The following is a 25915-nucleotide window of genomic DNA, read 5'->3' as shown; positions in this document are numbered from 1 at the left end:
AGGAACCTCATGGAAGACATCGACCTGGACACACCTGATGGAACGATGGACGCGAAGCTGTTCCAGCCCGCGGGACGCGGCCCCTGGCCCGCCGTGCTGCTGCTCACGGACGCGATGGGCATCCGCCCCGCCTTCGAGCACATGGCCCAGCGGCTCGCGGACGCGGGCTACGTCGTGCTGCTGCCCAATGTCTTCTATCGCGAGGGGCGCGCCTCCTCCCTGGACCTGAACGGCTCCTTCGCGGACGAGGCCTTTCGCAAGCGAATCTACGCGCTCATCGCCACGCTGACGCCAGAGCGGCAGCGCATCGATGGCGGGGCGGAGCTGGACTTCCTCGCGCAGCTTCCCCAGGTGCGCAGCCCCAAGGTCGGCGTGGCCGGGTATTGCATGAGTGGAGGCATCGCCGTGCGACTGGCGGCGGACTTCCCAGACACCATCGCGGCGGCGGTATCCAACCACGGAGGCAGGCTCGCGACGGACGCGCCGGACAGTCCCCACCTGCGCGTGGGCGATGTGAAGGGCGAGCTCGTCTTCGGCCACGCGGACCAGGACGCCTCCATGCCGGCGGACGCCATCCAGCGACTGGAAGCCGCGCTGAAGGCCGCCGGAGTGCGACACCAGTCACGACTCCACGTGGGAGCACGCCACGGTTACGCGGTGGAGGACTCGGCCGCCTATCAGCCCGAAGCCTCCGAGGAGCACTGGCGCGAGCTGCTCGACGTCCTGGGACGCACGCTGGCGAAGTGAGTCGAACCCGAGGCGCTCTTGCCAGGAAATCGCGGGAGCGCTATTCGTACATCCATGGTTCGCGTCGTGATCGCTCGTCGATTTAGCCGCCCCCCGGCCCCCTTCGGGTGTCGGGAGGCCGTGCTGCCCTGAGCGTGCACGCACCTCTCGTTGGCGAAACGCCGTCTGGCGCGACGCCCACCCGGAGCCGCCGGGGGGGCATCCGAGGCCGGTGACGCCTGGCGGACTCCTCGCTCGGCGTGCCGGAGACCGCTGCGTTTCCCGTTCGCTTTCGAGAGGTCTTCCCCATGTCGTCCCTTCCCATCATCGTCCTCAGCGCCGAGGAGCTTCGGCGCGCCCTGTCCGTCCGTGATTTGACCGACCCCGCCACGGGCCCCCACGCCCTCCAGCTCCTGGTCGCCTCCGCGCTCGAAGCCCTGCGCGGCGCCTGGCACTGCGAGGTGCTGACGCATCGCCAGAGCCCCGTCGTCTCCATCGCCGACAACTACGACCGCCTCCACTACCCACCCGGAGGCGTCGCCCGCGACGCGCGTTACACCCGCTACGTCTGCGACACCGCCCTCCTGCGCTCGCAGACCTCCGCCATGATTCCCGGCGTGCTGCGCCGCCTCGCCGCCTCCCCTCCCGAGGACGTACTCGTCGCCTGTCCCGGCCTCGTCTACCGACGCGACTGCATCGACCGGCTCCACACCGGAGAGCCCCACCAGATGGACCTGTGGCGCATCCGTCGCGGCCCGCCCCTCACCTCCCAGGACCTGCGCCAGATGATTGCCACCGTGGTGCAGGCACTCCTCCCCGGACGCGAGCTGAAGCTCACCGACGCCGTGCACCCGTACACGACGGACGGCCTGCAGGTCGACGTCCGCGACGGTGACGACTGGGTGGAGATCGGCGAGTGCGGCCTCGCGCTCCCCGCCCTCCTCGCCGAGAGCGGCCTGGAGGCAGGCCCCGTCACCGGACTCGCCATGGGACTGGGACTCGACCGCATCCTCATGCTGCGCAAGGGCCTGGATGACATCCGGCTCCTGCGCTCCACCGACGCACGCATCGCCACACAGCTGTTGGACCTGACGCCCTATCAGCCCGTGTCCTCCATGCCCGCGGTGCGCCGGGACATGTCGCTGGTGCTCGACGCGCAACGCACGGCGGAGGAGCTGGGCGACGCCGTCCGAGCCACGCTCGGCGCGCGAGCGGAGCTGGTGGAGAGCGTCGAGGTGGTGAGCCAGACGCCCTACACCGAGCTCCACCCCAACGCGGTGAAGCGCCTGGCCCTCCGACCGGACCAGAAGAACGTCCTGCTGCGCGTGGTGCTGCGCTCCCTGGAGCGCACCCTCACCCATGACGAGTGCAACGAGCTGCGCGACGACATCTACGCCACGCTGCACCAGGGGACCACGTGGGAGTGGGCCGCGCGCCCACGCCCCAGAGCGCCTCAGACCTTGTAGAGCAGGTCCATGTACTTCTTGAGCAAGTCGCTCACGAGGCCACGGAAGGGGACGGCGGCGGCCATGCCGTAGACGGGTGCCATCGTCCCCTTCTCGCCGGGGTTCGCCTTCACGTGCTCCACGGCGGCGCGCAAATCCGACAGGAAGCGCTCCGCCACGCCCGGCTGCGCGTGCCGCAACGTCACACACAGGTGCACCGCCGCGGGCTTGTGCAGCCCGTTGAGGCTCCACCCCTGCTCCCCCAGCCGCTCCATCACCTTGAAGATGTCCACCGACTCGGAGCCGAACGCGATGACGAACAGCGGGTCTCCCAGCACGTGCAGCTCGGGGATGGCGCGGATGCCCTGCTTGATCGTATCCGCCGTCTCGAGGATGCGGCGCGTGGCCTCCAGATAGCCCTGCTCCCCCATGCTGACCAGCGACGCCCAGGCCACCGCGATGAGCGCGCCGGGACGACTGCCGGAGAACGTGGGCGAGAAGTAGATGCCGCCGGGCCACTCGGTGGCGGTGAAGTACTGGTGCGAGCGCAGCTCGGTGCCCCGGTACAACACCACCGACGACCCCTTCGCCGCGTATCCGAACTTGTGCGTGTCCGCGGACATCGACGTCACGCCCGGCAGCCGGAAGTCGAACGGCGGCACCTCGCGCCCCAGCTTCCTCGCGAAGGGCAGGACGAAGCCGCCCAGGCACGCGTCGGTGTGGAAGCCGATGCGCTTCTTGCGCGCCAGCTCGGACAGCTCGGCAATCGGGTCGATGACGCCGTGGGGAAAGCCCGGCGCGGAGCCGATGAGCACGATGGTGTTGCGCGTGATCGCCTTCTTCGTCGCGGCCACGTCCGCGCGGTAGTCCGCCCCCACCGGCACGCGCACCATCTTCACGCCGAAGTAGTGCGCCGCCTTGTCGAAGGCCGGGTGCGCGCTGGAGGGCGCCACCATCTCCGGCTTCGAGATGCCCTTCGTCTCCCGCGCCCAGTCCCGATACGTCTTGACCGCGAGCATGATGCTCTCGGTGCCACCCGAGGACATGGAGCCGCAGACATGCTCGGAGGCCGGACGCCCCGCGTTGGCCGCGTCCGCCCCCAGCATCGTCGCGGCCATGGCGACGACCTCGGCCTCGAACTTGGTGGCGCTCGGCCACAGGTCCGCGTGCAGCGGGTTGCTCTGCGAATGCAGCGCGTAGACCCGGTTGAGGAAGTCGATGTGCTCCGAGTCGCCGTTGTACACGGCGCCGGACACCTTGCCGTCGCGCCAGCGCTCCTCCTCCTGCGACTCCAGCGCCTGCAGCTCGCGCAGCACCTCCTCGCGCGCGCGCCCCGTCACCGGCAACCGGTCGAACGCGGGCATCTTGCCCCGGTACGGCTTGAGCCCTCCCTCCAGCTCCGACAGGAGCGTGTCCGTCTCCTTGGAGAGCAGGTCGCGAACCAGCGGCACCGCCTTCAGGTAGCGCTCGGCCGCCGACAGCAGGCGGGGCGGGACGTGGTTCAGCAGGTTCAACGACTTGGGGTCGGGCAATGCCATGCGCGGCTCCTGGGCCTTCAGGCGCTTCGCGCGCGGTTGAGCCGCGCGAAGATGGCCTTGTTGCTCTTGTAGATGTTGACGAATTCGCGGAACAGCTCGTCGTACAGCGCGCGGTTCGCGGGGTCCGGCTCGAAGGTCCGAGCGACGGGGACGAGCGAGGGGAGCTCCTCCACCGTCAGCTCCCCCAACGCCACGGCCGCCTGGAACGCCGCCCCGCGCGCGTTGGCCAATACCGGCTCGTCCACCTGCTGGATGGAGCGGCCCAACACGTCCGCGTGAATCTGACACCAGAGCGCGGAGCGCGCCCCTCCGCCGATGATGCGCAGCGACTCCAGCTTGCGCCCGACGAACTGCTCCACGTAGGTGAACAGCCAGCGCGAGTTGAAGGCCACGCCCTCCATCACCGCGCGCACCAGGTGCGCCCGCGTCGTCTTCAGCGACTGGTTGAAGAACCCGCCGCGCAGCGACTTGTCGTCCACCGGGCTGCGCTCCCCGTTGAGCCAGGGCAGGAAGATGAGCCTGTCGCTCCCGGCGGGGACCTGGCTCGCCTCGCGCTCCATCAACCGGTACACCTCCGCGGAGTCCTCCTCCTGTCCCTCGGGCCGACCCGACTGGCCGTACAGGATGTTGTCCTTGAGGAAGGTGAGGCAGATGCCCGCGGACTCCTGCTCGTTGGCGAGCAGGTAGCGCCCCGGCAGCGCGGACGGCACGGACGCCATCTGGTGGAACAGGTCCGACTTCTTGTACGGCACGTGGCAGCACAACCAGGACGACGTGCCCACGCACAGGTGCGCCTCGAAGTCGCGCACCGCGCCCGAGCCCACCGCCGCGGCGAGGATGTCCGGCGCGCCCGACACCACGCGCACATCCTCGCTCAACCCCAGCTCGCTCGCGGCCCGAGCGCTCAGCGGCCCCAGCACGCTCGCGGCGGGCACCAGGTCCGGCAGCTTCTCGCGGTGCAGCCCCGACATGCGCAAGAGCCCCGCGTCGTAGTCGACGCGGCCCAGCGCCCGGTTGTCCGTCACCCAGTGCAAGGTGATGGAGTCGTACGACGCCGCGAAGCGCCCGCTCAGCTTCAGGTTGAGCCAGTCCTTGGGCTCCAGGAACTTGTACGTCGCGCGGTAGACGTCCGGGTGCTCCGCCTGGAGGTAGAGGATGTGGCCCACCGGGTCCTTCCCGGAGAGGCTCGGCACGCCGCCCGTCAGGCGGATCCACTGGAAGAGCCGCGTGACGCCATAGCCCTCGATGGGCACCAGCCCCCCCGCCACCCGCTTCACGTGCGGCGCCCCGCGCGAGTCCATCCAGATGAGCGCCGGCCGCAGCGGCGTGCCCTGCGCATCCACCGCCACCGTGCCGGACCACTGCGAGCTGCAGTTGACGCCGATGATGTCGCGCGCCGACACCGCCCCCGATTCGAGCAGCCTGCGCGTGCCCCGGACGATGGCGCTCCACCACGCCTCCGGGTCCTGCTCCGCGCCGCCGTCCGGCAACAAATCCAACGCCAGCGGCTCCACCTCGCCCCCGAGGATGCGCCCGCGCAGCGTGACGACCGCCAGCTTCACGGCGGAGGTGCCCAGGTCGATGGCCAGGATGGACTTGTCACCTGCGTGGGACACTCGGCCCTCCGAGCCGGAATGGGGGAGCCGCCCGAGCACGACGGCGGGCCGGACTCTAGGAAGCGCGTCGTGCCGCTTGCCATCCACAAGTCGAGGCAAGGGCGCTTTTCTGAACGACGGGCCCCGCCCCCGGACCTGGTGCTAGCGTGCCCACCTTCCCTGGGGGTGGCATGCGCCGGTTCGTCGTCAGCGCGCGGGAGCTGTGGCAGCGACACCCGATGGCCCTGGGTGTCGCGGTGACGTTCTCACTCAGCCTGCTCTTGCGCTGGCTGTATCTGCAGTCCGCGCCGGACCGAGCCTGGCCCTTCTCCATCTTCTTCTACGGCGACTCGCGCTTCTTCCACACGTACGCGCTCGAGCACGCCCGGGGCCTCGCGAGCTCCGCCACCCTGCCCTACCACCCGCCCCTGTTCCCGTGGCTGCTGGGCCTGCTCTACCGCGTGCTGGGCGAGCCCCAGGGCAACGCCTATCCGTACAAGCTGTGCCTGGCCGCGCTCAGCGCTGGCACCGTGGCGCTGTCGTGGACGTGGTGGCGGGGCCTGTTGGGCACCGCGTGGAGCTTCGTCGGCGCGGGCCTGTTCGCCGCGAGCTTCGGCTGGCTGGTGCTGTCCACCACGTACAGCAACGAAGTGCTCTACGCCTTCTTCCTCACCGCCACGCTCGCGCTCGTGCTGCGCCACCGCGCGGGGCCCACGCCCGTCGGCGCCGTGCTGCTGGGGCTCGCCATGGGCCTGGGCTCACTCACCCGCGCCGAGCACCTGTACCTGTGGCCCTTCTTCCTCGCGTGGGCCTGGCTGTACCGGGGCTCCACGCCGCTGAAGTCACTGGCCACGCGCTGGGGCGCCGCGGTGCTCGTGTCCGCGCTGGTGCTCGCCCCCTGGGCCCTGCGCAACGCGCGCGTGCTCCAGGACCTCAACGCGAGCACGCCCTCGCTGGAGCCCCTGCCCGTCCTGGCGCCCGTCACCGTGTACGGCCCCATCAACTTCGCCATGGCGAACCATGCGGGCGCCACCGGCGGCTTCACCCCGGACTCCGTCAACCAGCTGGGCCAGGACGGCCACCTGGACGTGGCCAACACCGCCCAGCGCCACCTGCTCCTGCACGGCTACGCGGTGGGCCTGTCGTGGATGCGCGAGCACCCCGCCGACGCCGCGCGGCTGTGGAGCGCCAAGCTGGGCCGCTGGCTGGATGGACTGAGCCTGGGCCTGGGCGCGTCCAACCTGCCCTCGGGCCTGAGCGGCTCGCGCGCTCCCGTGGACCTCTTCGTCCCCGAGGGTGGCGGGCTCAAGTGGCTGCTCGTCGCGCTGCTGCTCGCGGGCGTCCTGCTGTCCGTGACGCCCCGCTGGCGTGACTTCAGCCTGCTGTCGCTCGTCGTCCTGCACCGGGCGCTCATCACCGCCGCCTTCTTCGGCTACACGCGCGGCCTGCTCACCATCTTCCCCGCGCTGATTCCATTGCTCCTCCTGCCCCTCGTCGCGCTCACCGCGCGAAGGCCCGCGCTCGCCCTGCGCGTGCCCGCAGCCGCAGGAATCCTGCTGCTCTTGTTGTGGGTGGAGGCCGGGGCGCTCGCGCTCGGCGCACCGCGCGGCTTCATGGCCAGCGGCAGCACGGACCGCACCAGCGGCAAGCTCATCCAGGACGACTGGGTGCGCATCTGGCCGAAGTAAGCCAGAACAACCTGTCAATAAAATTTGAGTGAAGTGGCACAAATACGTCCCCAGCGCCATAGGGGTATTCACTTAGGGTGCGCCAAAATATTGGGCAGTGAACACTTCTACCCCGCGTTTTTCATAGAGAACCTGTTTGGAACGAATCTCTGGGAATAAGCCATATTCAATTTTCTGCGGGGCATCAGTAAGGCGTCTGCGGGCTCCGCTCCGGAGCCTTCGGGGTCCGCCCCTCGGGACCCCCATAGAGGAGAACCGCATGCGCCACACCCAGGTGTCAGCAGCATGTCTTGCCTTGCTCCTGTCAGGGACGAGCTGGGCGGTCCAGCCCCCCCAGGCAGGACCGAGCGCCGTCGCAGACAAGGCCTTCTTCAAGCCGGAGTTCTACCTTCCCATCCAGAACATGCCGCTGCAGCAGGCCCAGCAGACGCTGGACAAGGCGGCGGTGGGCGGCTGGGACGACTTCTTCAAGCGCAACGGGAAGGACTTCCGCGTCCACATCGACCCTCGCACCGGAACGCCGTCGGGCGTCGAGGGTGTCTACCCCATCATCCCCGGCAAGGGCGTGCGCAACCGCGTCACGCTCGACAGCGTGCGCGAGGCCATCGGCCGCTCCGTGGCGGAGGTGGACGAGTCCGTCGTCGGGGACCTGGTGTTCAAGTACATCGCGGACAACCAGGCCGCCTTCAACCTCGACGTGATGCAGATGAGCGCGCCGCGCGTCACGAAGATCAACGACAACCTCTGGCAGGTGCACATCGGCCAGGTGGTCAACGGCATCCCGGTGCGCCACGCGCGCATCGCGGCCACCATCAGCCACGGCAACCTCGTGCTCGTCGGCACCGAGGCGTGGGCGACGGTGGGCATCGAGACCCGCCCGGCGCTGTCGGCCGGTGACGCGCTGGTCGCCGGCAACGGCTTCGTGGGCCTGAACACCAGCCCCCAGGGCCTGTGGCAGCAGCCCACGCTGGAGATCGCCCCCGTCGCGCCGGAGGGTGAGTCCTTCGCCGGCGCCGTGGGCACCGGCTACAAGCACCAGCTGGTCTACGCCTACGGGTTCCAGGACCCGGACGGCCACCAGCGCTGGAAGGTCACGGTGGACGCGAACTCGGGCGAGACGCTCGCCATCGAGGACGACAACCACTACTTCGACGCGCAGATCAACGGCGGCATCTACCCGTCCACGAACATCGGCACGTGCGCGGACAACACCGTGTGCGGCACCATCAAGCCCAACTCGCCCATGCCCTGGGCGAACACGGGCCTGGCCTCGCCGAACAACTTCACGGACGGCGCCGGCATCTTCGCCTACAGCTCCGGCACCGTCACCACGTCGCTCGCCGGCCGCTACGTCCGCGTGTCCGACAGCTGCGGCGCCGTCAACGTCAGCTCCACCACGGGCAACATCGCCCTGGGCGGCGTGAACAATGACCACGACTGCACCGTGCCGGCCGGCACGTCCGCGGGCAACACCGCCGCGTCGCGCTCCAGCTTCTACGAGCTCAACAAGCTGGCCGAGCAGGCCCGCGGCTACCTGCCCAACAACACGTGGCTGCAGCAGCAGCTGCTCGCCAACGTGAACATCAACAGCACGTGCAACGCCTTCTGGAACGGCACCTCCGTCAACTTCTACCGCAGCGGCGGCGGCTGCCGGAACACGGGTGAGATTGGCGCCGTGTTCGACCACGAGTGGGGCCACGGCCTGGATGACTTCGACGCCAACGGCTCGCTGTCCAGCTCCAGCGAGGGCTACGCGGACATCGCGGCCATCTACCGCCTGCAGACCTCCTGCGTCGGTTACGGCTTCTTCCACACGTCCAACCCCGGCTGCGGCCAGACGCCGGACGGCTCCGGCTACAACCAGCAGGAGTCGCAGGTCTCCGGCTACAAGTGGTGCGACACGCGCTGCTCCGGCGTGCGTGACTCCGACTGGGGCGCGGCCCTGTACGCCACCCCGTCCGCCCCGACGCTCGTGCCGGCGCCCCCGGCCACGCCGCAGAACTTCGTGTGCCCCATGTGCTCCTCCGGCACGGGCCCCTGCAGCAAGCAGGTGCACTGCGCCGCCTCGCCCGCGCGGCAGGCCGCCTGGGACCTGGTCGCTCGTGATTTGACGGCCGCGCCGTTCAACTACGACTCCAACACGGCGTTCATCGTCGGCAACAAGCTGTTCTACCAGGGCTCCGGCAACATCGGCGCCTGGCACGCCTGCAACTGCTCGGGCGGCACGTCCGACGGCTGCGGCTCCACCAACGGCTACATGCAGTGGCTGGCGGCGGACGACGACAACGGCAACCTGAACGACGGCACGCCGCACATGACGGCCATCTACAGCGCGTTCAACCGTCACAACATCGCGTGCAACACCATCACCCCGGTGAACTCCGGCTGCTCGTCCGGCCCCACCGCGGCGCCCACGCACACCGCGACGCCGGGTGATGGCCAGGTGGCCCTCAACTGGACGGCCTCCGCGGGCGCGACGGAGTACTGGGTGATGAAGACCGAGGGCATGGGCTGTGACTTCGGCAAGGCGAAGGTCGCCACCGTCGCCGGCACCACCTACACGGACACCGAGGTCGCCAACGGCCGCGAGTACTGCTACTCCATCGTCCCCGCGTCCTCCAACGCCTGCTACGGCGCGGCGAGCGCCTGCTCGTGTGCCACGCCGGTCTGCGCGGCGCCGGGCGTCGCCACCCTGTCCACGCCGTCCAACGGCGCCACCGGCGCGGAGCTGGCCACGGTGCTGGACTGGAACGACGTGACGGGCTCGTCCACGTACGAGGTGCAGGTCTCCACCAGCGCCGCGTTCACCACGCTGGTGGCGTCCGCCAACTCGCTGGTGGGCAGCACCTGGACGGTGACGCCGTCGCTCAACGTGAACACCACCTACTACTGGCGCGTGCGCGCGAACAACTCGTGCGGCGGCGTGGGCACCTGGTCCACGGCGTCCAGCTTCACCACCCGCGGCTGCGTGGCGCTCTCCGCGCCCACGCTCGCGACCCCGGCGGATGGCGCCACGGGCGTGGCCACGGCCACGGCGCTGGACTGGGCCGACGTGCCGAGCGCGGCGACCTACGAGGTCCAGGTCTCCACGGACGCGGGCTTCGGCACCCTCGCCGCCTCCGCCACCGGACTGACCACCAGCAACTGGACGGTGTCCCCGAACCTGAACAGCGCCACGACGTACTACTGGCGGGCCCGCGCGGCGGACGTCTGCGGCACGAGCGCGTTCAGCACCGCGCGCAGCTTCACCACGTCCACGGTCTGCACGCCGACGGTCGCCACGTTCGACACCGTCCGTCAGGCCCCCACGTGCGGCGCGGTGTGCGGCTGCGACACCGGCCCCACGCTGGTCAACGGCCGCGGCACGCTGTCCTCCGGCACCGAGCCGAACCAGCCGAACACCATCAATGACTCGTGCGCGGACGGCGCCTCGGGCACCTACCACAGCGACGAGAGCATCGACCGCGTCGTCATCAAGACGGTCGACCAGGGTCCCTTCGCCGCGGGCAAGCAGGTGACGGTGGAGGTCACGGTGTGGTGCTACAGCACTGGTTCCTCCGACTTCTTCGACCTGTACTACACGACCAACGCCACCACCCCGACGTGGACGGCCCTGGTCACCAACGTGGTCTGCCCGGCGGGCGGGGTGCAGAAGCTCACGCACACGTTCAACCTGGCCAACACGGCGGGCACGCACGCCATCCGTCCGCAGTTCCGCTTCACCGGCACGGCGAGCTCGTGCGCCAGCGGCATCTACAACGATCGCGACGACATGGTCTTCACCGTCGGCGCGGCCGTGGCCTCCGCCGACTCGGGCAAGTCCACCACGTCGCAGGGCCGCGCGGCGCCCGCCGGCCGCTGACCGACGCCTCCCGTCCCCTCCGGCGCGGCCAAGGCCGGAGGGACGCGGGTGAGCAACAGTCGGGTTGAATGACGAGGGCTTCCGGGCGGTCCGCCGGAGGCCCTCCGTCGTTTTCAGTGGCGCTCGCCGTGCTCGTGCTCCGTCGAGGGAGGCTCACCGCCCTCCATCGGCCCCGCGAGCAGGAGCCCCTCCTCCACCGCGCCCTTGCCCACCTGACGGCGCGAGTGCTCGCGGCGGTGGGCGCGCTTGAAGCGCAGCTGCCGCTCGCGGAGGACCTCCTGGAGCAGCACCTGCGCGGCGGCGGCCAGCGGCACGGCGATGACCGCGCCGAGCAGCCCCGCCAGGGCGCCACCGCACAACACCACCAGCGAGATGAGCAGCGGGTTCATCCGGATGGCGCGCCGCTGCACCATGGGGCCCAGCACGTTGGACTCAATCTGGTTGTAGACGACGAAGATGACCAGCGCGATGACGGCCGAGCGGAACCCCACGGTGGCCAGCGTGGTGAGGCTCACCAGCACGCCGCTGATGATGCTGCCGATGTAGGGGATGACGCCCAACACCATCACCGCCAGCCCCAACGGCAGGAAGTACGGCACGCCCTGGGCGAGCGCGACGATGGCCGCCACCACGCCGCCGATGGTCATCACGAGCAGGGTGCCGGCGATGTAGTTGCTCACCGCCTCGCGCATGCGGCTCACCAGCTGGCGTACGTGGTGCTGCCGCCGGGGCGCCACCCACTGGAGGATGCTCTCGTACAGTTCGTTGCCGAACAGGAGGCCGAACACGGTGAGCGCCACCACCGTGATTCCGCCGGCGAGCAACCCCAGGGAGGAGGACAACACGCCCACGGCGCGACCCGCCAGGTCCAGGGGCTCGAAGCGCAGCAGCTCCTCCGGCTTCAGCTCGAAGCCGTAGCGTGTTCCGAGTTCCTGGAGCCACTTCGACTGGGAGAGCTTCTCCAAGAGCCCCGGCGCGGATTGGACCAGGGCCTCCAGCTGCTGCACCAGTGCGGGCACCAGCGTCCCCACCATCACGCCCATCAACCCGAGCAGCAGCAGCGCCACCGCCGCCACGCCCAGGCCCCGACGCACGCCCCAGCGCTCCAGCCTGCGCACGAGCGGGTCCAGCGCGAGCGACAGCAGCAGCACGACGGCCAGCAGCGTCAGGAGCGGATACAGGCTGCGCAGCACCAGCCAGCAGACCGCGAGCAACAGCACCTGCAGCCCCACGGCCCACACCGTGCGGGCGGGCACGTAGACAGGGAGCTGGCGTCCTGAGTCCTTCATGCGCGACAAGGTAGGGAGTGCCGCGCCGCCAGTCAGTCCCCCACGCACACGAGCGCGGGACGCTCGCGCCCACGAGCGCTCGAGCCCCCTGGAATCGACGCCTGCTGTCTCGTGGAGCAGGCGAACGGCCGAGCCCTCGCGCGTGCGCTGACTCCACGGGGTGGTTGGCGGCGCTCCGGAACGGACCCGTGCCGTGAGGGTGTTCGCGCCCCACCCTTCAGTCCGACAGCGACGGGACACAACCGGACCGCGCCATGTCCGATAATCTTCAAGCAGACCTGGAATCACACCCGGAAGGAGGCGACGCGATGTGGGTCGAAGCCATCGTCATGCCCCGAGAGAAGCCCGCGGAGGTTCGTCCCGCTCCCCGCGGCGCGAGCAGGCGTACGTCGCCGGCCGCGCCCGTGGAGAGCCGCGCGGTCATCCACCAGCGAGCGGGTGAGGAGAGCCGTCAGTTCCGGGACCAGGTGCTCGGCTTCCTGCGGGCGCACCAGTTGATGAGCGCGGTGCGCTGGGTGAGCGAGCCTGGGGTGTTCCCGCTGGTGACGCTGCACTGCACGCGCGGCGTGTTGGAGCAGCTGCGCCGGGAGCCGGGCTTCGAGGCGGGCCAGTCCATGTCGCTGGAGCTGACGACCTGAGGTCCTGTCGCGTCCCGGGAGCGTCCCTAGGTTTCCCCTGAGCAATGACATGCGGGCCACGGGGGCCGGGGCGCTCTGGCGCTCCTCCGCAGGCTCGCAGGGGGGAAACACCATGAGCGAGTTCAGCATCAAGCGATTCTCCGCGCCCGACGAACATCGACCGTTCGCCGGCCACGGGCACGCGGACATCCTGCGCTTCGACGAGGATACGACGGTGGGCAGGGTCGTCTTCGAGCCGGGCTGGAAGTGGTCCGTGGACGTCAAGCCGCTGGCGGGGACCGACTCCTGCCAGGCGGCGCACGCCTGCTACATCATCAGCGGGCGCATGGGCATCCGGATGGATGACGGCACCGAGCTCGAGGCGGGGCCCGGGGACGTGGCCATCATCCCGCCGGGACATGACGGTTGGGTGATTGGCGACGAGCCCTGCGTCGCCGTGGACTTCGAGGGCATGGGCCACTACGCGGAGCGCGGCGCCTCCCAGGGCCGCGCCCGCGTGCAGTCCTCCACCCCGCAGCCGCCGGGCGTTCACTGATTCGACGAGCAGGACGAACGCGGTGGACGCTCGGCTACAGCCGGGGGTCCACCGGTTCGCTCTCCAGCGCGAGCACGCCGAAGACACACTCGTGCACGCGTCGCAGCGGCTCCCGACGAACGAAGCGCTCCAGCGCCTCGAGCCCCAGCGACAGCTCCCGCATCGCCAGCGAGCGCTTCGTGGACACGCCCCGCTGGCGCAGGCGCGACAGGTGCTCGGGCGCGGTGTACTCGGGGCCGTAGATGATGCGCAGGTAGTCGGGCCCCCGGCACTTGATGGCCGGCTGGAGGTAGCCCTTCCGGCCTCGCGCCACATAGGCCCGGGGCTTGACCACCATGCCCTCGCCGCCCCCCGCCGTCAGCGACTCCCACCACCGCGTCGCCTCCTCCATCTCGCCTGCGTCCGCCAGCGACACCACGCGATAGGGCGTGGCCACGAGCCACCCGGCATCCGCGCGGCACACCTTCGCCAGGGACTCCATGTGCCACACGTGGTCCTTGTCCGTGTGCACGGCGCCCTCCGTCGCCAGCAGGTGGAACGGCGCGAGCCGCACATCCTCCAGCGAGCTCACCGGCCAGCAGTAGCGTCGATAGGCCGCGACGTACCGCTCCACGCTGTCCGCCTTGCTCTCGAACCGGCTCACGAGCCCCGACACGTCCAGCCCTCGCGCCGCCGCCTGGGCCACCACCTCCCTCGCCGCGCCCACCGAGGCCAGCGCCGCCGCGCCCACCGCCGCGTACTGCTCGCGCACCAGCTCCCGCGCCTTCAGCGACCACGGCATCAGCTCGCAGTCGAGGCAAGCCCAGTCCGTCTGGTGCTCCACCCAGAACCCGGAGGCGTCGAAGGCCGCGCCCAGCCGCGCCAGGAACGCCGCCTCCAGCGCCTCGTCGTGGAAGAACCGCCGCCCGGTCCGCGTGTAGCACGCGCCCCGCTCGTCGCCCTCCAGCCCGAAGCGCCGCCGGGCCACGTCCGCGTCGCGGCACAGCACGACGACGGCGCGCGAGCCCATGTGCTTCTCCTCACACACCACCTCCAGTACGCCCTCGCGCTGGTAGTAGGCGAACGCCTCCTCGGGGTGCTCCAGGAGCCCGGGCCGCGCGCTCGTCTCCGACGGAGACATCGTGGGCGGCAGGTAGATGAGCCACTTGGGGTGGACCGCGAAGCGGCTCATCACCTCCAGCGCCGCCGCCGCGTTCTCCTCACGGATGGTGATGTTGCGCATCAGCCCCGTGGACACGATGCGCTTGCCCAGCACGTCCGCCACGTCGAGCACGTCGTCGTTCTGCTGCTGCGCCGTCAGCGCGGCCGGTGCGCCTCCGATGCCGGGCGGCCTGCGCGCCTCGCAGTACACGCGCGCCGCCTGCACGGAGCTCAGCTCCCGCTCCGGATAGCGCAGCGCCGTCAGCTTCCCGCCGTAGACGCAGCCCGTGTCCACGCAGAGCGTGTTGTTGAGCCACTCGGCCTCGGGCACGGGCGTGTGGCCGTAGACCACCATCGCCGTGCCTCGATACTCCGAGGCCCAGTCGTGGCGGACGGGCAGCCCGTACTCGTCCGTCTCCCCGGTCGTCTCTCCGTAGAGCGCGAAGTCGCGCACCTTGCCCGAGCCTCGCCCCTGCATGGACTCCTTGAGCCCCGCGTGCGCGACCACCAGCTTCCCGCCGTCCAGGACGTAGTGAGACACCAGCCCGTCGATGAACTTCACCACCTGCGCGCGAAACTCCGGGGGCTCGCGCTCGAGCTGCTCCATCGACTCGGCGAGGCCGTGGGACATCTTGACGTCGCCGCCCCGCAGCTTCCGCATCAGCTTGATCTCGTGATTGCCCGGCACGCACAGCGCCGTGCCCGCCTCCACCATCCCCATCACCAACCGCAGCACCCCGGCGATTCCCGGGCCCCGGTCCACCAGGTCGCCCAGGAACACCACCTTGCGGCCCTCGGGCGGACGCACGTCGAAGCCGGGAGCGCCCTCCATGCGCGGCGTGACGACGTACCCCAGCTTCGTCAGCAGCAGCAGCAGCTCATCCAGGCACCCGTGGATGTCGCCGATGATGTCGAAGGGGCCCGTCTCCTGCTTGCGGTTGTTCCACAGCGGCTGCCGCTCGATGACCAGGTCCTCGAGCTGCTCGGGCTTGAGGATGTGGACATGGCGGAAGCCCTCGCGCTCCAGGCCACGCAGGGACTGGCGCAGTTGCTGGAGCTGGTGGCGCACCACGCGGACTCCGAACTGGCGGTTGGGCCGCGATTCGTTGCGCGCGTGGCAGGTCGCCTCCGGTACGTCCAGGACGATGACCACCGGCAGCACGTGGAACTCGCGCGCCAGCGCCACCAGCGGCTTGCGCGCCTCGGGCTGGGTGTTGGTCGCGTCGATGACCGTCAGCCGGCCGCGCGCCAGGCGCTTCGCCGCGACGTAGCGCAGCACCTCGAACGCGTCGCGTGTCGCGTCCTGGTCGTTCTCGTCATCGGACACCAGGCCCCGGCACGTGTCGGACGAGAGGACCTCCGTCGACAGGAAGTGCTTGCGCGCGAAGGTGGACTTGCCGGCACCCGAGGGGCCGACGAGCAGGACCAGGGACAGCTCGGGAATGGAGAGCTTCATCGTGTGAACACCGCCATCTGGGTCGGCGCGCCGACCTCCACGTCCAGCGTCCCGACGGGGACGAAGCGCACGCCGTAGCCGAAGCGCTCCGCCTGCCGCCGCGCCCAGGACTCGAACTGCGCCCGCGTCCACTCGAAGCGGTGGTCCTTGTGCCGGAAGGCGCCCGGGGCCAGGCCCTCGAAGCGCACGTTGTACTCGGCGTTGGGCGTCGTCAGGACCACGACGCCCGGACGCGCCCACTCGAACAGCACCCGCTCGAACGCGGCCAGCCGGGGCGGCTCCAGGTGCTCGACGACCTCCACCACGGTCGCGGCGTCATGGCCCGCGAGCCGCGCGTCCCGGTACAACAGCGAGCCTTGCAGCAGTTGGATGCGCTGTCGTTGGAAGTCAGGGAGCCGCTCCAGCTTCAAGCGCTCGGCGGCGACCTCCAGCGCCCGCGTGGACACGTCCATGCCGGTGATGCGCGTGAAGCGCCGCTCCTGGAGCAGCGCCCGCAAGAGCTTGCCCTCGCCGCAGCCCACGTCCACCACCGTCGTCGCGCCCTGCTCGACGAGCGCCGTCAGCACGGCCTCCCGCCGCTGCTCATCCAGGCTGACCCGGCGCTCCAGCGTGGCCTCGGCCTCGTCGCGCGCAGTCTCGACCGCCTCGGCCACGTCGGTGTCCTCGCCCTCCTGCAGGCGCGACATCGCCTCGCGCGCGAGGCTGCGCTGGTGGCGCAGGTAGCGCCGCGTGATGACCTCCCGCTCCGGGTGCGACGCGAGCCAGCCCTCGCCGTGGCGCAAGAGCTTGTCGATCTCATCCTCTGTCACCCAGTAGTGCTTGTCGTCGTCCAGCACCGGCACCAGCACGTACAGGTGGCTGAGCAGGTCCGACAGCGGCTTGTCGCCCTGGAGCGTCACCGTGAAGTAGCGGCTGGGTCCCCACTCCGGAACCGTCTCGTCGAGCGCGTGCCGGGTGGCCGTGACGGTGTAGCCGAGCGGCTCGAAGAGGCGCCGCAGGAAGGGCTCGCCCCCACGACACGGCAGCACGGACAGTCGCGCAGTGAGCGGCAGGGCCTGGGTGGCCAGCTCGGGCCGCTCGCGGCTGCGACCGGAGAGCGCCGCGCCGAAGACGCGCGACAGCGCCACGCTCAGGAACGACGAGGCCACGTAGGGCCGGTCATTGACGTACTGCTCGAGCGCGCCACCGTCGCCGGAGGGGCCCTTGCGCTCGCGCACCAGCGCGACCGGGTCCACCTCCAACAGGAGCGCGGCCGTGCAGCGCTGTTCGGTCGCCTCCGGATAGAAGACGTGCGCGGTGCCGAACGTGACATCGAACGACTGGGGCTTGTGCGGGCTCTTGTGCAGCAGGTAGCCCAGGTCCGTCGCGGGGGTATGGGTCGTCGAGAGTGTCAGGAGCATTCAGTGCCAGACCCGGGCCGAGGCCACGAGGGTGTCGAGGTCGATGCGAAACGCGCGAGTGCCTTCACCGCCATACAACCAGGGCCCACGCCCGCGCATCCATGTGGGCTGCCAGCGCTCACCGTCCGGGTCCACGAAGACGAAGGTGCCCGCGGACACCAACGACTTCTCGCGCCGGCCGTGCAACACGTACAGCTCGAACTGGGAGCGCGCCGAATACGAGCCGCCGAACAACACGTGCGTGGAGCCCACCGCCATCGCGCTCGCGCCCGCGACGGGGGTCTTCCAGCTCACCGGCTTGGCGCCGTCCCGCAGTCGCACCAGCGGGAAGTCCGTGTAGAAGTACAGCCAGGTCTCGTCGTCCGACGCGACGTTGAGGGCATAGCAGTCGATGATGATGTCCGTGCCCGCGGCCCTCGGGTCGAACTCACTCAAGCGCCGCCCCATCGCATCGAATTGCACCAGCCCGCTGCGACCGATGGGCTCACTGTCGATGTCACCCTGCCCCCAACCCCGGTTGCCGAGCACACCTTCGTCGAAGTAGCTCACCCACAACCGACCATCGCCCGTGGCCTGGATGTCCTGGATGCCATCCCCGAGCGTCAATTCGCGCCGGGCCACGCCTTGCCGCGAATAGACGACGGCGTTGCGGGCGTGGTCATCCTTGTCCACGTAGGCACAGCGGGCGCCCGCCAGCAGCAGGTCGCCCCCCGGAAGTGGCTGGATGAAGTGGAAGTTGCGGCGCTCGGGTGGGAGGACGATGGACTCGGGCTCGGCGTCCGGGGCCCCATAGCGCAGGACTTCGTAAGACTGCGGGACGTCCGCGAGCGACTTGGCGAACGAGGCACCACCCGGCGTGAAGGACATGCGGTCATCCCGCTTGCCATCCAGTGCCACGAGCCACAGGTCGAGGTCGGGCCCAACTCCCTGCGCCACCACCTCTCGACCCGCCAGGGGCTCCGAGAAATCGACGAAACACGGCACCTCCAGATGGGTCAACTCGCGTTCTGACATGGGGTTTTTCCTGGGTTGGGAACCGGGCTCGGGGGGGCCGGTTTCGAGGCAGGAGACGCCAGGTCCGGAGGGGAACTGACGCCCCCTGGGGACACACACCTCCCCCCATGACAGGCACTCGCGCTACACTCGTCATCCCCCCCGTGCGCTCCGTTCCCAACTCCGGAGCACTTCATGTTGTCGCATCGCGCCCTCGCGCCGCTGCTCGTTCTCCTCGCATTGACCGCCTGCTCGTCCGACCCCAAGCCAGGGCCGGACACCGACCCCGTCGGAGAGACTGATGCGGGCTCCACCACCGACGGAGGCCCGCGCCTGGATGCTGGCTCCGATTCGGATGCGGGTCCGATTCCCGACGCCGGTACGGACATCGACGCGGGGTCCATCGCCGACTCCGGCACCGACATCGACGCCGGTCCCATCGCCGACGCCGGCACGGATATCGACGCGGGTCCGCTCCCCGACTCCGGCACGGACACGGATGCCGGCTCGCTTCCCGATGCGGGCACGGACACCGACTCCGGCACGGACATCGATGCAGGTCCGCTCCCCGACGCCGGCACTGACACCGACGCAGGGCCCATCCCCGACGCTGGTACGGACATCGACGCCGGCACGATTCCCGACTCCGGCACGGACACCGACGCCGGTACGCTTCCCGACGCTGGCCATGAGCCGCTCGTCGTCACCACCACATCCCTGCCCCAGGCCGCCCGGGGCAAGGCGTACTTCCACTCGCTCGCCGCGTCTGGTGGCATCGGCGCTGTGTCCTGGAGCATCACGCTCGGCGCTCTGCCAGACGGCCTCCAGCTCTCCGCCTCGAACGGCGACCTCACTGGGACGCCCACCATCGCCGGAGCCTTCGACCTCATCGTCACCGCCACGGACGAAGCGGCGCGCACCGCCTCGCGCGCCCTGACGCTGACCGTCACCGCTCCCACCCCCGCCCTCCTCAAGCTGGGCCAGTACAACCTCACCTACTTCGGCTCCGACACGCAGGGTCCTCCCGACGCGCAGCAAGTGGAGAAGGCGCGCGACGTGATGCTCGAGGTGGGCGCCAACCTGTGGGCCCTGGTCGAGATGGTGGACGCCAATGACTTCCAGACCCTCAAGAGCCAGCTGCCGCGCTTCCGTGGCTTCCTCTCCAACGATCCCACCTACGTGACGGGCAGCACGTCGCCGTACGGCGCCACCACGCAGAAGCTGGGCATCCTCTACGACAGCTCCCTCTCCTTCCAGAGCGCGGAGCTGCTGCGCCTGGGCGACCTGAACGACTTCGCCAACCGCCCGCCCCTGCGCGTGAACTTCCGCACCGAAATCCAGGGCACGATGACGCCGCTCACCGTCATCGTCGTGCACATGCGCGCGGAGAGCGCGGACCCCACCGGGCCTCGCGCCGCGCGAGAGCGGGCCAGCGCCGCGCTCAAGACGTACCTGGACCAGAACCTCGCCGGGCAACACGTGTTCGTGGTGGGCGACTGGAACGACGACGTGGACGAGTCCATCACCCTGGACCCGAGCACCCAGCAGCCCATGCCCACGCCGTACCAGAACTTCGTCTCCGATCCGGAGCACTACACCTTCATCACCCGCGAGCTGTCGCTCGACGGCGAGGCGACCTCCATCGGCTTCGAGAACGTCGTCGACCACACCCTGGCCAGCGCCCCGCTCGCCGCGCGCTATGTCGCGGGCTCCGCCGAGGTCATCCACGCCGACGAGTGGGTGCCCGACTATCTGGAGACCCTCAGCGACCACCGCCCCGTCGCCAGCAGCTACGCGCTCAGCTCGGTGACCCAGCCCTTCATCCGCATCGAGGAGCCCGCCGGCGGCCCGAATCCGCACCTGCCCGGCAGCCCGCTCGAGGTGCTCTGGCACGCCTACGGCGTCAACCTCGTGCACCTGGACGTGTCCATGGATGGTGGCGCGACCTGGGCCCGCGCGGAGCTCTTCATCTCCGCGGCCCTGGGCAGGACCACCTGGACGCTCCCCTCCACCGCGACGAGCGACCTCCGCGTGCGCCTGGTGGACACGTCGGACTCGAGCCTGTTCGACGTGAACGACGCCCCCATCGTCGTCGCCCAGCCCTCGGGCCGCGTCATCATCAACGAGGTGCTCGCCAACGAGCCGGCCATCAACAACACCAACAACGTCGCTTACGAGTTCGTGGAGCTGGTCAACGTCGGCGGCGGCCCGGTGGACCTCTCGGGTTGGAGCATCTCCGACGCGGCGCTCGCCCGCCACGTCTTCCCGGCGGGGACGACGCTGGCCGCGGGCAAGGCCATCGTCGTGTTCGGCGGCGCCGCGGGAATCCCCCCGGGGAGAACCAACGCCGTGGCGGCCAGCACCGGCGCCCTGGGCCTGTCCAACGACAGCGACACCGTCTCCGTGCGCCGCCAGGACGCGAGCCTCGTGGACCAGTACGCGTACACCTCCACGGTGGACAACGTCTCCGACAACCGCTCGCCGGACGCGGACCCGAACGTCACCACGTTCAAGCGGCACAACGTCGTGTCTCCCACCGGGCTCACGTCGTCGCCGGGCCTGCGCGCGGACGGCACCGCCTTCTGACGCGGTGCGAGGGCGCCTGGAATGACGCGGGCGCCCTCATCCCGGCGCTACACGGCCCGCGCGCGGAGGAGTAGGAAGCGGGACATGCGCACCCTGCTCTCCTCTTCCGTGCTGCTGTCGCTGCTGCTGACTCCCGCGCTCGGCGCCGCCCAGGCCGAGCGCCCCAGGCCCCGCGCCCGCGACCTGGGCATCACCTTCGGCGGGCAATCCGGCCCGAACAACGCCATCACCGACGTGGCGGGCGTGGAGGTGGGCCACACCACGCTCATCTCCGGCGAGGGCCGCATCGACAAGGGCAAGGGCCCCGTGCGCAGCGGCGTCACCGCCGTGCTCCCGCGAGGCAAGGCCAACGTGGGCGAGCCCGTCTTCGCCTCCACCTACGCCCTCAACGGCAACGGCGAGATGACCGGCACGCACTGGATTCAGGAGTCCGGTGAGCTCAACGGCCCGGTGATGATCACCAACACCAACGACATCAGCGCCGTGCGCGAGGCCGTCATCACCTGGGCGGAGAAGAAGGACCTCGCCTGGGACCTGGGCCTGCCCGTCGTCGCGGAGACGTGGGACGGCATGCTCCACGACGTGTATGGCTTTCACGTCAAGCCCGAGCACGCACACCAGGCGCTGGAGTCGGCGCGCACCGGCCCCGTCCCGGAGGGCTCCGTGGGCGGCGGCACTGGCATGGTATGCCACAACTTCAAGGGCGGCATCGGCACCGCCTCGCGCAAGCTGCCCGAGTCCGCCGGCGGCTACACGCTCGGGGTGTTGGTGCAATGCAATTACGGCTCGCGCCGCCTCTTCGCCGTGGAGGGCGTGCCCGTGGGCGAGGAGCTCCCGAACCAGCGGCCCTGCTACCTCGGCGCCCAGAAGCCTGGCAGCCCCATGATGCAAGCGGTGCCGTCGTGCGACGTGAAGGGCGCCCCTTCCAAGGCACCCAACCCCTTCGAGGGCGCGGGCTCCATCATCGTCGTCGTCGCCACGGACGCGCCGCTGCTGCCCCACCAGCTCAACCGGCTCGCCCGACGCGTGCCGCTGGGCATCGCCAAGATGGGCGGCCTGGGTGAGAACTACTCGGGCGACATCTTCCTCGCCTTCTCCACCCAGCCCCTGAAGCCGCCGACCCAGGCGCACGTCGCCAACATCGCGGTGCTCGGCAATGATCGACTCAATCCCCTCTTCGAGGCCACCGTGCAGGCCACCCAGGAGGCCATCCTCAACTCCATGCTCGCCTCCGAGACGATGACCGGCGCGGACAACATCCGCGTCTACGGCCTGCCTCACGACGGCCTGGTCAAGGCGATGAAGAAGTACGGACGGCTCAAGCCCGCCGCGGCTCCGCAGGCGCCCCGCAAGACGGCGAAGCCCTGAACCCGCCACGGGCGGCGGCTCGAATGGACTCCAGGCGACCTCCCTGAGACCTCCCCGCCGTCGCCCTGGCCACAGTCATACTTTGTCATGCAAGTATCGGGTGACGACGTTGTCACCTCCGTGATTAAGAAACGGGGATGCGCTTCTCGTTCTTCGCGACTCCCACCACCCTGAAGAAGCTCTATGCCCCTGAAATGTCCAAGGTCCTCCTGGCTGGAGGATTCAATGGATACTGGAACTTCGGGGACATCCTCATGCTGCAGGGCGCCGTGCGCTGGCATCTGGGGCGCAAGGAGTCTGCGGTCGTCTCCATCCACGAGTTGGGGCGGGTGCAGGACGCGCAGTACCTGCGTCAGCTCCCAGTGGTGCTCGGCACGGAGGACTTCGTCTTCTTCTCCTCGGACACCGGCGACACGGCGTCCACCAAGGCGCGGGAGCTGGGCCTCGAGGCCGTCTCGCCCACCCGCCTGAGGGGCGCGGCCCGGCTGCATGTCTATGGCGGCGGCTACTTCAATGGCCGTTGGGGCGACGGGATGTTGGCGCTGGTGGAGTCGCTGCTGCACACCTGGCTGCCAGGGCACTACGTGCTGTCGGGGCTGCAGGTCGGTCCCGAGTTCGCGAGCCGGCTGGCCGCGCACGCGCACCAATGGCAACCGTTGCTGCTCGGCTGTCGGGACCCCGAGTCCGTCCAGGCGTTGGTGGAGCATGGGGCCCCGGCGCTCCTGTCCGGGGATGACGCGCTCGAGGAGCTGGACCGCGCGGCCGAGGAGGCCTCGCGTCAGGAGCCCCGTCCGAAGACGCCCGGTCGCTTCGCGCTGCACATGAACCTGTCCACCTACGCGTATACGGACCCCGGCGTGGACCCGGACTCGCTGCCGCCTCCCGCGGCGACGATGAACGAGCAGCTCCAGGCGCTGCGCGCGCACTTCGGCGAGGCGGCGGCGCCGGTGGTGCTCAATGCCTATATCGACGAGCGTCCCGTGGTGGAGGACAGCCTCGCGGCCATGCGCAAGACGGCCTTCACCGAGCACTTCCCGCAGGCGGACGTGGTCGACCTGGTGGGCCTGCTCTTCCAGGGGCGGCTGTCGCAGGCCGTGGAGCGCATCCGTGAATGCGAGGCGCTCGTCGCGTCCTCGTACCACGTGACGCTGCTGGGCAAGGTGTCCGGCGTGCCCAGCCACCTGTTCGCCTTCAACGAGTACTACCGCCAGAAGAAGGCGGGGCTGGCCGAGTCGGAGGCGTCGCTAAGGGACTTCCTCGAGGGCGGGCTGCCCGCGTCCCTGGAGCGCGGCGGCGCGTACATCGAGGAGCAGCGGAAGGTCCGGCGCGAGTGGCAGTCACGACTGGCGGCGTGCCTCGCGCAGCCGGTGGCCAACGTGAACTGGGTGTCGCGGGCGGCGACGTGGCTGGAGGAGGTCCGCGCCGAGCTGCGCCAGGAGAAGCAGCTGCGGAGCGAGGAGAAGCAGCTGCGGAGCGAGGAGACCCACGCGACGCGCACCGCGCTCGAGGAGCTCCAGGCGCGCCACCACGCCCTGCTCGCGCGCTGCGAGGCGGGTGAGGCGCGGGTGCGGGAGCTGGAGCAGCAGCTCGTCCACCAGGAGGCGGAGGGCACGGCGCTCAAGGGAGAGCTGCACGGCGTGCGCGAGCTGCTCGCGTCGAAGGAGTTCGAGCTCGAGTGCTCCACCAAGCGCGAGGAGGAGCTGCGCGCCAGCTACGAGGCCCTGCTCACCACCGAGCCGCCCCTGCGCCACCGGCTGGTGGATGACCTGAATGACCGGCTCATCAAGTCCGCCGGAGGCCAGCGCGCGCATCGGGCCATCAAGCACCTGATGCGCGTCACCGTGGGGCGCGGCAAGTAGCGCGGGCTGCCCTACTTCGCGGGTGCCTTCTGCCGGGCCACCCACGCGTCCACCTTGCGCTCCAGCACGTCGAGCGGCAGCGAGCCGCTCAGCAGCACCACGTCGTGGAACTCGCGCACGTCGAAGCGCTCGCCCAGCGCGGCCTCGGCGCGGGTGCGCAGCTCGCGAATCTTGAGCTGACCCACCTTGTACGCCAGCGCCTGTCCCGGCCAGGCGATGTAGCGGTCGACCTCGTTGGTGATGTCCAACGCCTGGCGGGGCGCGTTCTCCATGAAGTAGTCGAGCGCCTGCTGACGCGTCCATTGCTTCGCGTGCATGCCCGTGTCCACCACCAGCCGCACCGCGCGCCACATGTCGTACGAGAGCTGACCGAACTTGTCGTACGGGTTCTCGTACAGGCCCATCTCGTCGCCGAGCGTCTCGCAGTACAGCGCCCAACCCTCTCCGTACGCCACGTAGTAGCCGAAGCGGCGGAAGTCCGGCAGCGCCGTCTGCTCGGTCGCCAGGGACGTCTGCAGGTGATGTCCCGGCACGGCCTCGTGCAGCGTCAGCGGCACCATCTCCCAGTGGGGCCGCGTCTCCGGGCGGTACAGATTCACCAGATACGTTCCTGGCCGCGAGCCGTCCGAGGAGCCCGCGTAATAGAAGCCCGTCGTCACGTCCGGCGCCATGGCCTCCGGCGTGGGCTCCACCGCGTACGGCTGCCGGGGCAGCGTCTTGAACAGACGCACCAGCAGCGGGTCGATCTGCTTGGCCAGGCTCCGGTAGCGCATCAACAAGTCGTCACCGGTGCGCGAGTAGAAGCGCGGGTCCGTGCGCAGGAACTGGAAGAACTCCGGCAGCGTGCCCTTGAAACCCGTGCGCTTCATGATGGCTTCCATCTCCGCCCGGATGCGCTTCACCTCCGACACCCCGAGCGCGTGAATCTCGTCGGGCGTCAGCGACGTCGTGGTGAACCTGCGCGCGAAGAAGCCATACGCGGCCTCACCGTCGGGGAACTGCCAGATGCCCACGGCCTCGGGCGCGCCGGGCAGGTACTCCTCGACGAGGAAGCGGTGGAAGGCACGCAGCGCGGGCACCACGCCCTCGCGCACCGCCTTCTGTCCCGCCGCCGCCAGGCGCTGCTGGTCCTGGACGGACAGCTTCGCGGGGAAGCGCAGGAACGGCGTGTAGAAGCCGCTCTTCGTCGGGTCCTCCACCAGCTGCCGCTCGATCTGCGGCGGCACGCGCTGGAGGATGACGCGCGGGTGCACCTTCTTCTGGCGCAGCCCCTCGCGCATCAGCGCCGTCACCTGCTCCACGTAGGTCCCGAAGCCACCCAGCCGGGCCACCCAGTCCTCGTAGTCCTTCACCGTGTCGAAGCGCAGCGTGTCGGCGAGCTGATAGGCCGTCTGCACACCCGGAGGCTGACGGATGCCCTCGGGGATGCCACCCACCTGGTTGACGGGCAACAGGTGCCAGCCGAAGCGGAACTCCTCCAGCCACGTCTCGTGCTCCTTGCGGAACAGGTCCAGGTTGAGCTGGTCCTCCTCGGACAGCTTCGCGCGCTCCACCTTCTTCAGCTGCTCGAGCACCTGGCGCGAGTGCGTGTTGTCCGCCTGGAGCGCGGTGAGGCTCAGGTCATCCCAGCGCGTGTTCCAGCGACGGTCTCCCGCCACGGACGCGTACGTCGGGCTGCGCTCCAGCTGGTATTGCCAGTCGCGCTCGAGGATGGCGCGCAGCGTGGTGGCCGCGTCCTGCTTCTTGGCTTCGGCATCCATGGAAAGCATCAGGAAAAACCCCAGGGTGAGTCCGAGC

General features: G+C 69.9%; 16 protein-coding genes. 9 read left to right on the top strand and 7 right to left on the bottom strand.

Annotated features, from left to right (window positions below; genetic code table 11):
• Positions 1–9 precede the first annotated feature (9 nt).
• Positions 10–747, top strand: a complete 738-nt coding sequence (locus tag LXT21_RS26400) for a dienelactone hydrolase family protein (protein ID WP_254040965.1) — start codon at positions 10–12, stop codon at positions 745–747.
• Between the two features lie 287 nt (positions 748–1034).
• A complete protein-coding gene (gene srmL / locus LXT21_RS26395) occupies positions 1035–2192 on the top strand; it encodes a PheS-related mystery ligase SrmL (protein ID WP_254040964.1) in 1158 nt (385 codons plus the stop codon).
• On the opposite strand, the gene LXT21_RS26390 is transcribed toward srmL, so the two are convergent.
• Together LXT21_RS26390 and LXT21_RS26385 are read right to left on the bottom strand one after the other, a co-directional pair.
• Entirely contained in the window at positions 2180–3709 is a 1530-nt protein-coding gene (locus LXT21_RS26390) for a pyridoxal phosphate-dependent decarboxylase family protein (protein ID WP_254040963.1), read from the bottom strand. The two genes, srmL and LXT21_RS26390, sit on opposite strands and share 13 nt — an antisense overlap.
• Positions 3710–3726: 17 nt before the next feature.
• On the bottom strand, positions 3727–5325 hold the full coding sequence (locus tag LXT21_RS26385; protein WP_254040962.1) for a xylulokinase: 1599 nt from the start codon (positions 5323–5325) through the stop codon (positions 3727–3729).
• 170 nt (positions 5326–5495) lie between these two features.
• Here LXT21_RS26385 and LXT21_RS26380 point away from each other — a divergent pair, with 170 nt between their 5' ends.
• Both LXT21_RS26380 and LXT21_RS26375 read left to right on the top strand, forming a co-directional pair.
• Positions 5496–6992: an ArnT family glycosyltransferase gene (locus LXT21_RS26380; RefSeq protein ID WP_254040961.1), complete on the top strand. Its 1497-nt coding sequence runs from the start codon at positions 5496–5498 to the stop codon at positions 6990–6992.
• Between the two features lie 259 nt (positions 6993–7251).
• Positions 7252–10854 (top strand): endopeptidase, encoded by a 3603-nt coding sequence (locus LXT21_RS26375; RefSeq protein ID WP_254040960.1) that lies wholly within the window; start codon positions 7252–7254, stop codon positions 10852–10854.
• 113 nt (positions 10855–10967) lie between these two features.
• On the opposite strand, the gene LXT21_RS26370 is transcribed toward LXT21_RS26375, so the two are convergent.
• Positions 10968–12143 carry an AI-2E family transporter gene (locus LXT21_RS26370; protein WP_254040959.1) on the bottom strand — a complete coding sequence of 392 codons (1176 nt, stop codon included), beginning with the start codon at positions 12141–12143 and terminating at the stop codon, positions 10968–10970.
• A gap of 308 nt (positions 12144–12451) precedes the next feature.
• On the opposite strand from LXT21_RS26370, the gene LXT21_RS26365 reads away from it, so the two are divergent.
• Both LXT21_RS26365 and LXT21_RS26360 read left to right on the top strand, forming a co-directional pair.
• Entirely contained in the window at positions 12452–12781 is a 330-nt protein-coding gene (locus LXT21_RS26365; RefSeq protein WP_254040958.1) for a hypothetical protein, read from the top strand.
• 112 nt (positions 12782–12893) lie between these two features.
• Positions 12894–13316 (top strand): cupin domain-containing protein, encoded by a 423-nt coding sequence (locus LXT21_RS26360; protein ID WP_254040957.1) that lies wholly within the window; start codon positions 12894–12896, stop codon positions 13314–13316.
• Positions 13317–13350: 34 nt separating this feature from the next.
• Here LXT21_RS26360 and LXT21_RS26355 read toward each other — a convergent pair whose 3' ends face one another.
• The 3 genes from LXT21_RS26355 to LXT21_RS26345 are packed head-to-tail and all read right to left on the bottom strand — an operon-like array spanning position 13351 to position 18326.
• Complete coding sequence (locus tag LXT21_RS26355) at positions 13351–15912, bottom strand: polynucleotide kinase-phosphatase (RefSeq protein ID WP_254040956.1); 2562 nt, start codon at positions 15910–15912, stop codon at positions 13351–13353.
• Positions 15909–17312 carry a 3' terminal RNA ribose 2'-O-methyltransferase Hen1 gene (locus LXT21_RS26350; protein WP_254040955.1) on the bottom strand — a complete coding sequence of 468 codons (1404 nt, stop codon included), beginning with the start codon at positions 17310–17312 and terminating at the stop codon, positions 15909–15911. Before LXT21_RS26350 ends, LXT21_RS26355 begins: the two co-directional genes overlap by 4 nt.
• Entirely contained in the window at positions 17313–18326 is a 1014-nt protein-coding gene (locus LXT21_RS26345) for a hypothetical protein (protein WP_254040954.1), read from the bottom strand.
• A gap of 174 nt (positions 18327–18500) precedes the next feature.
• Between LXT21_RS26345 and LXT21_RS26340 the strand changes: the two genes are divergently transcribed.
• From LXT21_RS26340 to LXT21_RS26330, 3 genes are all read left to right on the top strand, one after another.
• Positions 18501–20891: a lamin tail domain-containing protein gene (locus LXT21_RS26340; RefSeq protein WP_254040953.1), complete on the top strand. Its 2391-nt coding sequence runs from the start codon at positions 18501–18503 to the stop codon at positions 20889–20891.
• A gap of 84 nt (positions 20892–20975) precedes the next feature.
• Positions 20976–22259, top strand: a complete 1284-nt coding sequence (locus LXT21_RS26335; RefSeq protein ID WP_254040952.1) for a DmpA family aminopeptidase — start codon at positions 20976–20978, stop codon at positions 22257–22259.
• Between the two features lie 137 nt (positions 22260–22396).
• A complete protein-coding gene (locus LXT21_RS26330; RefSeq protein ID WP_254040951.1) occupies positions 22397–24118 on the top strand; it encodes a coiled-coil domain-containing protein in 1722 nt (573 codons plus the stop codon).
• Between the two features lie 11 nt (positions 24119–24129).
• Here LXT21_RS26330 and LXT21_RS26325 read toward each other — a convergent pair whose 3' ends face one another.
• Positions 24130–25887, bottom strand: a complete 1758-nt coding sequence (locus LXT21_RS26325; protein WP_254041194.1) for a DUF885 domain-containing protein — start codon at positions 25885–25887, stop codon at positions 24130–24132.
• Positions 25888–25915 lie beyond the last annotated feature (28 nt).

Origin of the sequence: Myxococcus guangdongensis (genome assembly GCF_024198255.1) — a bacterium.
GTDB lineage: Bacteria > Myxococcota > Myxococcia > Myxococcales > Myxococcaceae > Myxococcus > Myxococcus guangdongensis.
The sequence above is the reverse complement of the archived record's forward strand: the minus strand, read 5'-3'. Positions and strand labels throughout refer to the sequence as shown.